The organism is Deltaproteobacteria bacterium (assembly GCA_013151915.1).
Lineage (GTDB): Bacteria > BMS3Abin14 > BMS3Abin14 > BMS3Abin14 > BMS3Abin14 > BMS3ABIN14.
Map to the genome: position 1 here is coordinate 39664 of JAADHJ010000028.1, position 13182 is coordinate 52845.

A 13182-nucleotide genomic window follows, 5' to 3' on the forward strand; every position below is an offset into this window, starting at 1 on the left:
TCACGGAAAGCGAAAAATGTCATTTTCGCTTTCCTCCCAAATTGACGACTTGCAACGCAAGTTGTCAATCTGGGCGCCCTTCAATGGGCGCAGTGCGGTTATGCAATCGGCATGACCGCACTTATGTTCTACTATTCACAATACCTGTGCGACTCCTTCTTTTCTCAACTGCACTTTTTTGCACAATAAAACCCGCTAGTCAAGTGTCAACAGCGGGTTCTGTATTGAGAAGTTATTCACGAGCAATCCGGGAACGGAAACGGACGCAAACCTGTCTTACCGGCGACAGGGGCCGTGTTTATGTCTCCCCTGTTTCCTCGCGTAAGAGCTTGTACTCGATGGAATCAACGAGGGCCTGCCAGGAGGCCTCGAGGATATTTTCGGAAACACCGACGGTGGACCATATGGTTTTTCCGTCCCCGGAATCGATTATTACCAGGGTGACGGCCGCCGTTCCCTTGTTCTCCGGCAGGATCCTGACCTTATAGTCCAGCAGTCTGACCTCCTCGAGAACGGGATAGAATTTGGTCAGAGCTTTGCGCAAGGCGGCGTCCATGGCATCCACGGGACCGTGCCCGACAGAGGCGGTGTGTTCCACGCTGCCGTCCACCTCGACCATTATAGTGGCTTCCGAGAGGGGCGGCTTGTCCCATTCTCTCTTCGCGTCGATCACCCTGAACCCTTTGAACCCGAAGAATCGACGATGTCTACCCAAGGCCTTTTTCAGGAGAAGTTCAAATGAAGCCTCGGCTGACTCGTACATGAAACCCCTGTTCTCCAGATCCTTTATCTCCCCGAGTACCTGGGCAATGGCGGGATCCTTATCATCCACCTGGATCCCGAACTCCGCGGCCTTGAAAAGGATATTGCTCCTCCCCGAGAGATCGGAAAGAAGAACCCTGGTCCTGTTACCCACTGAAGATGGGTCGATATGCTCGTAGGTCCTCCGGTCCCTCTGCATTGCCGAAACGTGAACACCGCCCTTGTGCGCAAAGGCGCTCCTTCCCACGTAAGGCTGACGGGAATAAGGGGTCATATTTGCAAATTCGGAAATTGTCCTTGAGATCTCCCTTAGCCTCGACAATTTCTCCGGTGAAACGGATGTTTTCATACCCATTTTCTGAATGACGGCGGGAATGATGGAACACAGGTTGGCGTTCCCGCACCTTTCGCCCCATCCGTTGATGGTTCCCTGAACATGTCGGCCGCCCAATTGGAGAAGGAGGAGGGAGTTGGCAACAGCGCACTCAGAATCGTTGTGCATGTGGGCCCCCAGTCCGACGTCGGGGATCTCTCGCTGGACCTCCATGATGATCCTCTCCAGTTCGCTGGGCATTGTCCCCCCGTTGGTGTCGCAGAGAACAAGGCAGTCGGCCGCAGCCTCGTGAGCAGCCTGCAGGGTCTTGAGCGCGTATTCCGGATTGTCCTTATAACCATCGAAAAAATGCTCTGCGTCATAGAAGACCACGTCCGCATTGGCCTTGAGGTAGGAGACCGAATCGTGGATCATCTCGAGATTCTCCTCCAGCGATGTCCTCAGGGCCTCCTTTACGTGAAGGTGCCAGCTTTTACCGAATATGGTGATGACATCGGAAGCTTTAAGGAGCGCCTGGATCTGGGGGTCATCAGCCGCCTTGATCTTTTTGCGGCGGGTAGACCCGAAAGCTGCAATACGGGAGGTGGTAAGTTTCAGATCCGCCGCCCTCTCGAAAAATTCCATGTCCTTGGGGTTGGATCCCGGCCATCCACCCTCGATGAAATCGATCCCCAGGTCATCAAGACAATGGGCGATAGCTATTTTGTCCTTTACCTGAAGGCTGATCTCCTCGGCCTGCGTACCATCCCGCAGGGTCGTATCGTAGATAACAAGCCTGCCTTCATCCTTGCCTTCTTTTACTCCAGCCATTGCCTTTCCACCTTCCCCGCCGCCATAATGACCGCTTATACGCTCTCCGTTCCAAGATCAAACACATCATGAAGGATACGAACAGCAAGCTCGGCATATTTTCTTTCCACAACGCAGGACACCTTTATCTCCGAGGTGCTCACCATCATGATATTGATGCCCTCATCCGCGAGCGCACGGAACATCTTGGATGCCACGCCGGAATGGTTTCTCATTCCTGTACCGATGACGGCGACTTTCGCCACCTTTTCGTCGGTGAGGACATCCTTGGCCCCGATATCCTTGCTGACCTCCCGAACAATTTCCAGGGCCTGTGCCATGTCCGTCTTGGGAATGGTAAAAGTCATATCGGTGTACCCGTCAACACTGATATTCTGGATGATCATGTCCACATTTATGTTGGCCTCGGCGATAGGCCCGAAAATGCTCGCGGCGATCCCGGGCCTGTCGGGAACCCTGAGAACCGATATTTTGGCCTCGTTCTTGTCGCATGTCACCCCCGATACCATCACCCTTTCCATATCGCTATCCTCCCTTGTAACCCAGGTACCCTCAGAATCGCTGAAAGTCGAGCGCACATGCAGGGGAACATGGTACTTCTTGGCAAACTCAACCGAACGGATCTGGAGAACCTTGGCCCCCTGGCTTGCCATCTCAAGCATCTCGTCATAGGAGATCCTGGATATCTTTCTGGCATCCACCACCACGTGGGGATCGGCGGTGAAGATACCCTCAACATCCGTGTATATTTCGCAGGCATCGGCCTTAAGCGCAGCGGCCACAGCCACAGCTGAAGTATCCGAACCTCCCCTGCCCAGAGTGGTGATATCTCCGTTTTCATCCACGCCCTGAAAGCCCGGGAGAACAACGATCTTTCCTTTTTTCAGGTTCTCGAGAATTCTCCTGTCATCAATCTGGTGGATCCTCGCCTTTGAATGGACCGGGTCGGTACGTATGGCGATCTGGGAACCCAGGAGTGAGATGGCGTCTGCGCCCATGGTTTTCAGGGCCATTGCCAGAAGACCGATGGTGACCTGTTCGCCGGTAGACACAACGACGTCGTATTCCCTGGGGTCCGGCGACTCCATGATTGCGGTGCAAAGATTCACCAGCTTATTGGTCTCACCGGCCATGGCTGAGACGACCACCACTACGTCGTTGCCGCCGTCCTTTGCCCTCTTGCCAAGTTTCGCGACATGACGGATTTTTTCGATACTGCCCACCGACGTTCCGCCGAATTTCTGGACAATTAACGCCATTTATTTCCGCCCTCCACGTTTTTTATCAGGTCCCGGATGTTTTATCCCGTTGAACATTGAACGTTGAACTTTCTCTATCCCGTTGGACCTTGGACGTTGGTCCAGATTACAACTTCCCGGCGATAAACCGCCCCATGAGCTCATGCCCCCTATCCAGGATCAGGCCGGTACTCTGTGCGCTCCTCTCGGAGAAGTTCAGACCCGAACCGTTCCCGGCGTTCTCGGAAGCCAGGACGGCAAAGGGCACCGGTTCCCCGGAATGGGTCTTGATGGCAAGGGGAGTGGCATGGTCGGGCATTACCAGGGCACTGAATGGCTTTCCCCTGGACTCCATACCTTCGAGAACAGGGCCGACCACCATGGCATCGAAATCCTCCAACGCCCTGAGCTTATTTTCCAGCGAACCGTCGTGGGAGGCCTCGTCCGGAGCCTCAACGTGCAGGTAAACCAGATCAACCTTATCCATGGCGCTGAGAGCCGCCGAAGCCTTACCGGCATAGTCAGTATCCAGATATCCGGTCGCCCCCGGAACCTTCACTACGCAAAACCCTATGGAAACTCCCAATCCTCTCAACAGGTCAACAGCCGTTATCATCGCGCCGTCGAGCCCGTATCTTTCACGGAAAGGGGCGATGTGGGGCCGTTTGCCCTGGCCCCAGAGCCAGATGGCGTTAACCGGGTTTTCCCCTGAACGAACCCTCGCGCGGTTCACCCGGTTCTCCGGAAGGACCCGCACCGAGCGCTTCATCAGGTCCAGCACCATGTCCGCCGCCTCGCCCCGCGGCCACCCCGTCCCGACAGGCTGATCCGTCAGGTCGTGGGGAGGGGCTATTTCAAGGCTGTCCAACCCGTTCCTCCAGACCACAAGATGCCTGTAGGAGACGCCCGGGTGAAATTCGATCCCATCCCCTGCGAGGTTTTCGGTCAGGGTTTCCAATATGGACGCAGCCTCGGAACCATTGGGATGACCTCCGGCGAAGTCCACCATAATCCATCGTGGATCGACATCCCCGTGTGGCAGCGCAGTGTCCGGCCCGTCCTCCCCCGGCAGGCCCAGAGTAACAAGATTGCAACGGAAGGCCACATCATCCGGGCCAAGATCAACACCCATGCCCGCGGCCTCGATGGGCGACCGCCCCGTGTAGACGACGGCCGGGTCATAGCCGAGAACCGAGAGGTTTGCCACGTCACTGCCCAACGCCATCCCCTCGGGGATGGTTCGCGCCAGGCCGACCACACCGTCTCCGGCCATACGGTCCATGTTGGGTGTGTCGGCTACTTCCAGGGGGGTCTTTCCCCCCAGCTCCCCCATTGGCCGGTCGGCCATCCCGTCTCCCAGAAGAATGATATATTTACGTTTTTCGGTCATTTTAACTTTCACTTATTGATAGGGTCGCAAAAAGTCCATTTATGACTTTTTACGAGCCCATCAATATCCTCATCAAAAAGCTCTCCCCCATCGTCACATTCAGGGAATCGATCTCCCGAAGAGCCTTTAACATACGTGAGAACACGGCCTCATGGGTAATCATCACAAGAGGTACCCCACCCCCCTGGTCCGTCTCCCGGCCCCTCTGTATTACGGAGCCGATACTGATCCCGTGCTTACCCAGGATACCGGAGATGGTGGAGAGTACCCCGGGGCTGTCGTGGGCGGAGACCCTGATATAGAACTCATTGGCCGTATTCTCTGCAAGCCTCATGGGCGGCTCCCCGTTACTCATGGTCCTGTAGCCGCTCACGGGTATCCTCTCCACCGCCCCGGACAGGATGTCACGAACACAGGAAACCACATCCGCAACTACGGCGCTGCCGGTGGGGAGCCCCCCCGCCCCCCTGCCATAGTAAAGAGATGGGCCGAGGTTGTCGTCCTGAAGGTAAACCGCATTAAAAACCCCATCCACAGTGGCGAGAGGATGCCCTTCCGGAACAAGCGATGGGTGGACCCACGCCTCGACCTCGTCGCCGGAACGCCTGGCCGTTGCCAGGAGCTTGACCCGACACCCGAATTCCTCGGCTATTTCAAGATCCAGCGGGATCAATCGGGAAATCCCCTGGTACGGAAAATCTTCCGGGGAGACTGGGACATTAAAGCAAAGGTTGACAAGAATGGCCAGTTTCTGCGCAGCGTCGACACCCTCAACGTCCATGGCCGGATCGGCTTCGGCGTACCCCTCATCCTGCGCATCCTTTAGAACCTGTGAGAAGGTCATGCGTTCCTTGTGCATGCGGGTCAGTATGTAGTTGCACGTCCCGTTTATGATTCCGGTCACAGAAAGAATCCGGTTTGCCACGAGCCCGACCTTGATTGTGCGGACGAGGGGGATCCCTCCGGCGACGCTTCCCTCGAACCCGAGGGTTACCCCCTTCTCCTCGGCTCTTTTCGAAATCTCAAGCCAGTGGGTGGAAAGAAGGGCCTTGTTGGCGGTGACAACGTGCTTTCCCCTGTCGATGGCCGCAAGGATATAGCTCCGTGCCGGTTCGATGCCGCCGATGAGTTCCACCACGATCTGCACCTCGGGATCGTCGATTACGTCCATGGCATTGGTGGTCAACAGCTTTTTTGGGATCTTTACGCCCCGGGGACGGTCCGGATCAATATCCGCCGCCCTGGCGACCTCGATGGACGCGCCCAGACGGCTTGCCAGAAGACCGGCGTTGCGCTGCAGGATCTCCATGACCCCGCACCCGATGTTTCCCAGTCCAATGATCCCGATCCTGACAGGCTTCACTTCCTTGTCCTCCATCCTTGATAGGAGCGTAAAAAGTCCATCAATGGGCGCGTTGATGACTTTTTACAAAGTCATCAACCCTGTCGGCCACCAGTCGGCCCATTTTGGAGCAGGAGACAAGACGTGTTCCCTCGCTGAAGATATCCCCCGTACGATAACCATCCTGGAGGACACCCTCCACAGCCGAGCGCACGGCCCGGGCGGCATCGATCATACCGCAGGTAATCTCGAACAGCATCGCCACGGAAAGGATGGCCGCCAGCGGATTGGCCTTGTCTTGTCCCGCGATGTCCGGCGCAGTGCCGTGGGATGGCTCATACATTGCGCAGCCTCCACCGATACTGGCCGATGGAAGCATTCCGATGGAACCGGTGAGCATGGAGGCCTCGTCAGAAAGGATGTCCCCGAAAAGGTTTCCGGTGAGGATGACGTCGAACTGGGCGGGGTTCCTTATCAACTGCATGCTGCAGTTGTCAACGAACTGGTGATCCAGCTCCACATCGGGAAACTCCCCGGCCACATCCTTGACGATCTCTCTCCAGAGGCCGCTGACCTCCAGGACATTGGCCTTGTCCACGGATGTAACCTTACCTCTCCTCTTCACGGCCATCTCGAAAGCCATCCTTGCCACCCTTTCAATCTCATGTTCGGAGTAGCGCATTGTATTGAACCCTACCCGCTCATCTCCGCCCTCATCTATCCCGCGAGGTTCGCCAAAATAGATACCGGAAACAAGTTCACGTACCACGAGAAGATCGATACCGGAAACCACCTCGGGCTTTAATGTCGACGCCTGTACCAGGGAGGGAAAGACGATGGCCGGCCTGAGATTCGCGAAAAGGTCCAGATTGGACCTGAGGGCGAGCAGGCCCTTTTCAGGCCGGCGGTCCGTAGGCAGATCATCCCATTTCGGTCCGCCCACGGCCCCCAATATTATGGCATCGGAGTTCCCGGCCATGTTGAGTGTTTCAGCGGAGATGGGCGCACCCTCCTCATCGATGGCGATGCCGCCGGCCAGGGCGTGGGTGAGGTCGAATGATACCCCGAAGGCGGCACCGGCGGTATCGAGTACCTTCAATGCCTCAGCCGTCACCTCCGGGCCTATACCATCCCCCTCCAGGACCAGAATATTGAATTTTCCTGCTTCCATGTTCATCGGGCATTCTCCTTGGTGAGATAGGGAATGAGTCCTCCCGCCGTTACGAGATCCATCATGAAGGCAGGAATGACCTTGAATGGGTATTTCTCCCCACGTGTCAGGTTTGAGATAAAACCACCGGAGACGTTCACTTCGAGTTTATCGCCCGCATTGATTTTCTCCGAAGCTTCAACGGATTCGAAGATCGGGAGGCCCATGTTAAATGAGTTTCTGTAGAAGATCCTCGCAAAGGAGGGAGCGATGACGCAGGAAACCCCTGCGGCCTTGATGGCGATGGGAGCGTGTTCCCGTGAGGACCCGCAGCCGAAGTTTTTCCCCGCAACGATGATATCGCCGGGGGAAACCCCGGCGGGAAAGGAAGGGTCGGCGTCCTCCATGCAGTGTGCCGCCAGCTGGTTCGGATCCGACGTGTTCAGGTAGCGCGCCGGGATAATGGCGTCGGTATCCACGTCCTCACCAAACCGCCACGCTTTGCCTTTCAATATCTCTTTGCTCATTTTCAATCTCCGGTGTGGAACTGGGTTCAAAAGAGTTCAAGAGTTCAAGGGTTCAAGGGTTCAAGGTAACTCCGATACCTCTATACTGCTTTCCCCTCTGGACTCTGGACTCTGGACTCTGGACTGTTTTATCCCCCCATATCTAAAGATCCTCGGGGGAACTGATGGTCCCCGTCACAGCGCTTGCGGCCGCCACGGCCGGTCCAGCCAGATAGACCTCGCTCTTCGGATGTCCCATTCGACCCACGAAGTTCCTGTTGGTGGTCGCCACGGCACGCTCCCCTTCCGCAAGAACCCCCATGTGCCCTCCAAGGCACGGCCCGCAGGTGGGGGTGCTGATAACCGCCCCGGCGTCCAGGAAGACACCGAAAAGACCCTCATCCATGGCCTGTCGATAGATTGTCGGCGTGGCGGGTATTATGATCACCCTGACCCCCCTGGCCACCTTTCTTCCCCTCATTATGCCTGCCGCAACCCGCAGGTCCTCAAGACGCCCGTTGGTGCAGGACCCTATGACGACCTGGTCAACAGTGGTGTCGGCGGCCTCACCTACCGCTCTGGCATTTTCCGGCAGATGGGGAAAAGAAACCTGAAGATCGATGTCGGAAGCATCCATTTCTATGGTCGCTTCATATTCCGCCCCGGCGTCAGAGGCGTAAAAGGTATAATCCCTGTCGGCCCTCCGGCTGACGTATTCCCCGGTAACAGTATCGGGGGAAATAATCCCGTTTTTTGCCCCGGCCTCAATGGCCATGTTGCACATGGTAAGCCGATCGGACATTCCAAGATTCTCAATGGTGGTTCCCGTAAATTCCATGGACCTGTATAGTGCGCCGTCAACCCCGATTCTGCCGATGGTGTAGAGTATGAGGTCTTTCCCCCCTACCCACGGCTTCATTGCACCGTTGATGACGAACTTCATGGTGGCGGGTACCTTTAACCACACCTTGCCGCCGATCATCGTGCCGGCCAGATCGGTGCTCCCAACGCCGGTTGAGAAAGCCCCAAGGGCGCCATAGGTGCAGGTATGACTGTCCGCCCCGACAACCAGATCTCCAGGCAACACAAGACCCTGTTCGGGCAGAAGGGCGTGTTCGATCCCCATCTCCCCAAGTTCAAAGTAGTGGCTGATCCCGTAATCCTCGGCGAATTTCCTCATCTCCCTGCACTGCTCCGCGGATTCAATATCCTTGTTGGGAGAGAAGTGATCAGGAACCAGGGCGATCTTGTCCCTGTCGAAAACCTGACGGATCCCACGGTCCCGGAGAATCCTGATTGCAATGGGAGCTGTAATGTCATTACCCAGCGCCAGGTCCACTTCGGCCATTATTATCTCGCCTGGATGCACATCATCCCTGCCCGTATGGGCAGCCAGGATCTTTTCTGTGATGGTCATTGACATGGATAAACCCTCAACTCGCCCAGTTAGGAGCGCGCAGGTCTCAGATTCGAGTAATGAGGCCTGCGCACCAATTTACAGGGTCGGCTTCTCAACGGCCAGGTTGGCCTTCCGGTATTCCATCTTGTTGAGCGCGTTTACGAAGGCCCTGGCCGAAGCCACGATGACATCGGAGGAAGCGCCCTGTCCGGTCACCGTGTTTCCGTTCTCCTTGATTCTGACCGAGACTCCTCCCAGTGCGTCCGCGCCTCCCGTGATGGCTGAGACGGTATATCTCACAAGTTTGGCACGGCTCCCGGCAATTTTTCTGATGGCCTTGAAGGCCGCGTCCACAGCGCCATCACCGAATTCCGCTTTGGCCTTGACCTTTCCGTCTACCTCCAGCTCCACGGTAGCGGAAGGAACGACATTCGTTCCACTGGTAAAGGTAATGCTCAAGAGCTTGAATTTGTCGGGAATGCGGTGGACCTCATCGGCAACGATAGCCTCTATATCCTCATCGAAAACCGTCTTTTTCTTGTCGGCCAGCCGCTTGAAAGCCACGAAGGCTTTCTCCATTTCCTCATCATCAAGGTCCATCCCCAGGGTCTTGATCCTCTCCTTGAAGGCGTGGCGCCCGGAGTGCTTTCCCAGCACCAGGGTGCTTTCTTTAACACCGATGGATTCCGGGGTCATGATCTCGTAGGTCGTCTTCTCTTTCAGTACACCGTCCTGATGTATCCCGGCCTCGTGGGCAAAGGCGTTGGCGCCGACAATGGCCTTGTTCTGCTGAACGAGTATCCCGGTTATGGATGAAACCAGCCGGCTTGACCTGTAGATCTCATGCGTTTTGATGCCGCTGGTAAACCCGAGATGGTCATGGCGGGTTTTTAAAGCCATGACGATCTCCTCCAGGGACGCGTTGCCCGCACGCTCCCCGATACCGTTGATCGTGCATTCCACCTGTCTCGCACCGTTCGCCACCGCCGCAAGGGAATTGGCGACCGCCAGCCCGAGGTCGTTGTGGCAATGGACGGCGAGAACAGCCTGGTTGAAATTGGGAACCCTATCCAGAAGGGCGGCGATGAGCCCCCCGAACTCATCGGGGATGGCATAGCCAACCGTATCGGGGATATTCACCGTCCTCGCTCCCGCTTCGATGACGGCCTGAACCACCTCGCAAAGATAGCTGACGTCGCTCCGGGCGGCGTCCTCCGCGGAGAACTGGACGTTTTCCGTATAGGCGGCGGCATGCCGAACGGCGTCCACCGCAGCCTGTCTGACCTCGTCATGGGTCCTCTGAAGCTTGTACTTGATGTGTATGTCAGAGGTTGCTATGAAGGTGTGAATCCTGGGCTTTTTGGCCGCTTTCAGGGCATCCCATGCCCGGTCGATGTCCTTCCTGCTGGCCCGGCACAGCCCTGCTACCTGCGGCCTTTTAACGGTTGCGGCTACGGCCCTGACCGCCTCAAAATCACCTTCCGACGCGATGGGGAACCCGGCCTCGATTACATCTACGTTCAGCCGGTCGAGCTGTTTGGCAACCTGGATTTTTTCCTTCAGGTTCATTGATGCTCCGGGCGACTGCTCACCGTCCCGCAGCGTGGTATCGAAAATGACAATCCTGTCAGACATCCTGTTCTCTCCTTCCGCCGACTTTTCCCATCCCGGTGTTAAAAGGGATGGAAGAATATGCCGATTAGGCCCGGTCAATCCAAGGTCACATTCACTAAGCCCCATTTCGCGTCACCACCTCCTCTTCATCACCCTCGAGGATGTCCTCATCCTCCAAAGTATAGCTCTCCATGTGTATGACCTCCCCACCAGCGAGCTTTCTAAGGAACCAGGCCCCAAAAACAGGACCCAGGACAGTGTAGAATACGGCAAAACCGAACAGGAACTTTTCAGGGTAGTTCGCCGCGATGACCAGGCAGATAACCACCCCGGCCAGGACCTGAAAGGCCTTCCTGCGAGGAATTACAACCTGTTTCAATCCAGGATAGGGTATCCTGCTGACCATAAGCAGGGACAGGACATATACACCCATCACGACCCCCACCTTTATTAAGCTGCTTTTCAACCCCTCGCTGCCTACAAGGAGCAGCCCTGAAGCCACTACGCCTGCGGCGGCGGGAATAGGGAGGCCCGTAAAATGCTTCTGGCCGGATTTCTGAGTCTGCACGTTGAATCTCGCAAGCCTCAGGGCACCACACGCCAGGTAGAGGAAAGCCCCAAGCCAGCCGAAACGGCCCAACGGCTTGAGGACCGCCGTATACATCAGGATGGCCGGCGCCATCCCGAAAGCAACCAGGTCCGAAAGGCTATCGTACTGAACCCCGAAGGGGGACGCTGTCCGGGTGAGTCGGGCTATTCTTCCGTCCAGGGCATCGAACAGGCCTGCCACCAGGATGGCCACGGCGGCCTTGACGAATTCACCGTTGAGGGATGAAACGACAGAGAAAAACCCCGCGAAGAGTGCGAGACTCGTTATCATGTTGGGCAACAGATATACGGCTCTGCGATGATTCTGGGAATCCGAACCTGTCATCTCACCCATTGGGTTCCAGCCTTCCCACAACCGACAAACCCGCCCGAACCCGGTCCCCCGGTTTAACGGCGGGCACAGTCTCCGGTGGAAGATAAAGATCGACCCTTGATCCGAAACAGATAAGCCCGAAACGGCGCCCTGTCTCAACACGGTCCCCGGAAACGAGGCGGCAGATAATACGGCGCGCCACCAGTCCCGCCACCTGGACCATTAAGATCCTGCGTCCGGAGGGGTCTTCCATGAGTATCTCCGTCCGCTCGTTCTGGAGACTCGCATCATCGAGGTGGGCCATCCTGAAACCGCCCGGGACGTGTCTGACCTCCAGCACGCGGCCCGGGAAAGGGATTCTGTTGATGTGAACATTAAAGAGGCTCATAAAAACGCTGACCCTCAGAGCGGATCCTCGCAGGTATCTCTCTTCCCCCACCGGTCCCACTGCTACGACACGGCCGTCAGCCGGGGAAAAAACCTCGCCGGGCCGTGCATGTGCCTTCCTTTCGGGGTCCCGGAAGAAGAGCAGGATGGCGACGGATCCAGCCAGGAAAAAGATCCCCGCGGCCGCAGCCCCGAAGGCGAAAAGAACCACTGCTCCGGCCGCGAACAGACCGGCCGGCTTCAGGCCTTCCGAAGCGACCCCGATGATGGTGCGCCCCTCTGTGGGCGCGTTGATGACTTCGTAAGAAGTCATCAATCCTTGACCGCGGCTTCCTCCTTCAGCCAGGGCATCAAAGCGCGCAGCCGTCGGCCCACCTCTTCTATGGGGTGCTCGGCGCCCTGTCTTTTCAGTGCGTTAAACACCGGACGCCCGGCCTGGTTTTCGAGAATCCACTCCTTGGCGAATTCACCACTCTGTATCTCCTCGAGGATATACCTCATCTCATCCTTGACATCCTCGTCGACGATGCGCCCACCCCGAGTCAGGTCTCCGTACTCGGCGGTATTGCTGATGGAGTAACGCATGTTGGAAATCCCACCCTGGTACATGAGGTCAACAATGAGCTTGAGCTCGTGAAGACACTCGAAGTAGGCCATCTCAGGGGCATATCCCGCTTCGACGAGGGTTTCGAACCCGGCCAACACCAGGCTGGTCGCGCCGCCGCAAAGGACGGCCTGCTCGCCGAAGAGGTCGGTCTCGGTCTCTTCCCGGAAGTTGGTCTCCAATATCCCGACCCGTCCTGCGCCGATGGCGCCGGCATACGCTAAAGCCGTTTCCCTCGCCTTGCCGCTTACATCCTGATGGACGGCTACGAGACAGGGGACACCTCTCCCATGGGAATACTCCTGGCGAACCAGATGCCCGGGGCCCTTGGGAGCGATCATGATCACATCCATGGAGGCGGCCGGCATGATCTGCCCGAAATGGATCGAGAAGCCGTGGGCAAACGCCAGGGTGCTGTTCTTCCCGGCGTGGGGTGCGATGTAATTTTCATAGACGGATTTTTGTATCTCATCCGGGACCAACACCATGATCAGGTCCGCCCAGCCTGCCGCCTCCTCAATGGACGCCACGGAAAGGCCTGCCTTGGTCGCTTTTTTCCTGCTTTTACTGCTCTCCAGAAGGCCGACTTTAACATCCACTCCACTCTCATGCAGGTTAAGCGCATGGGCATGTCCCTGGCTGCCGTACCCGATGATGGCCACCTTCACGCCTTTGAGTCTGTTGCCCTTGATATCTTTGTCCATAATCACGTTCATTCCATCCT

The 13182-nt window shown here is 56.8% G+C and carries 11 protein-coding genes; all 11 read right to left on the reverse strand.

Translation table 11 applies throughout. The annotated features are described in order from the left end of the window. Positions 1-298: 298 nt before the first annotated feature. The 11 genes from GXP52_05905 to ilvC all read right to left on the reverse strand — a co-directional run bounded on the left by GXP52_05905 (position 299) and on the right by ilvC (position 13174). Positions 299-1906, reverse strand: coding sequence for a citramalate synthase (locus GXP52_05905; protein ID NOY86816.1), 1608 nt, complete (start codon positions 1904-1906; stop codon positions 299-301). Positions 1907-1941: 35 nt separating this feature from the next. Continuing rightward, complete coding sequence (locus GXP52_05910) at positions 1942-3165, reverse strand: aspartate kinase (protein ID NOY86817.1); 1224 nt, start codon at positions 3163-3165, stop codon at positions 1942-1944. 106 nt (positions 3166-3271) lie between these two features. Continuing rightward, positions 3272-4534, reverse strand: coding sequence for a cofactor-independent phosphoglycerate mutase (locus GXP52_05915; protein NOY86818.1), 1263 nt, complete (start codon positions 4532-4534; stop codon positions 3272-3274). Positions 4535-4583: 49 nt separating this feature from the next. Beyond that, on the reverse strand, positions 4584-5897 hold the full coding sequence (locus GXP52_05920) for a homoserine dehydrogenase (GenBank protein NOY86819.1): 1314 nt from the start codon (positions 5895-5897) through the stop codon (positions 4584-4586). A 40-nt stretch (positions 5898-5937) separates the two neighbouring features. Then, positions 5938-7047 (reverse strand): 3-isopropylmalate dehydrogenase, encoded by a 1110-nt coding sequence (gene leuB / locus GXP52_05925; protein NOY86820.1) that lies wholly within the window; start codon positions 7045-7047, stop codon positions 5938-5940. Between the two features lie 2 nt (positions 7048-7049). Beyond that, on the reverse strand, positions 7050-7553 hold the full coding sequence (locus GXP52_05930; protein ID NOY86821.1) for a 3-isopropylmalate dehydratase small subunit: 504 nt from the start codon (positions 7551-7553) through the stop codon (positions 7050-7052). Between the two features lie 142 nt (positions 7554-7695). Then, positions 7696-8955, reverse strand: a complete 1260-nt coding sequence (gene leuC / locus GXP52_05935; protein NOY86822.1) for a 3-isopropylmalate dehydratase large subunit — start codon at positions 8953-8955, stop codon at positions 7696-7698. 72 nt (positions 8956-9027) lie between these two features. Beyond that, complete coding sequence (locus GXP52_05940; protein ID NOY86823.1) at positions 9028-10566, reverse strand: 2-isopropylmalate synthase; 1539 nt, start codon at positions 10564-10566, stop codon at positions 9028-9030. 94 nt (positions 10567-10660) lie between these two features. Next, positions 10661-11488 (reverse strand): CDP-diacylglycerol--serine O-phosphatidyltransferase, encoded by an 828-nt coding sequence (gene pssA, locus GXP52_05945; GenBank protein ID NOY86824.1) that lies wholly within the window; start codon positions 11486-11488, stop codon positions 10661-10663. Beyond that, on the reverse strand, positions 11481-12167 hold the full coding sequence (locus tag GXP52_05950; GenBank protein ID NOY86825.1) for a phosphatidylserine decarboxylase family protein: 687 nt from the start codon (positions 12165-12167) through the stop codon (positions 11481-11483). The genes pssA and GXP52_05950 overlap by 8 nt, the downstream gene beginning before the upstream one ends. Further along, on the reverse strand, positions 12167-13174 hold the full coding sequence (ilvC, locus tag GXP52_05955; GenBank protein NOY86826.1) for a ketol-acid reductoisomerase: 1008 nt from the start codon (positions 13172-13174) through the stop codon (positions 12167-12169). Before ilvC ends, GXP52_05950 begins: the two co-directional genes overlap by 1 nt. Positions 13175-13182: the final 8 nt, after the last annotated feature.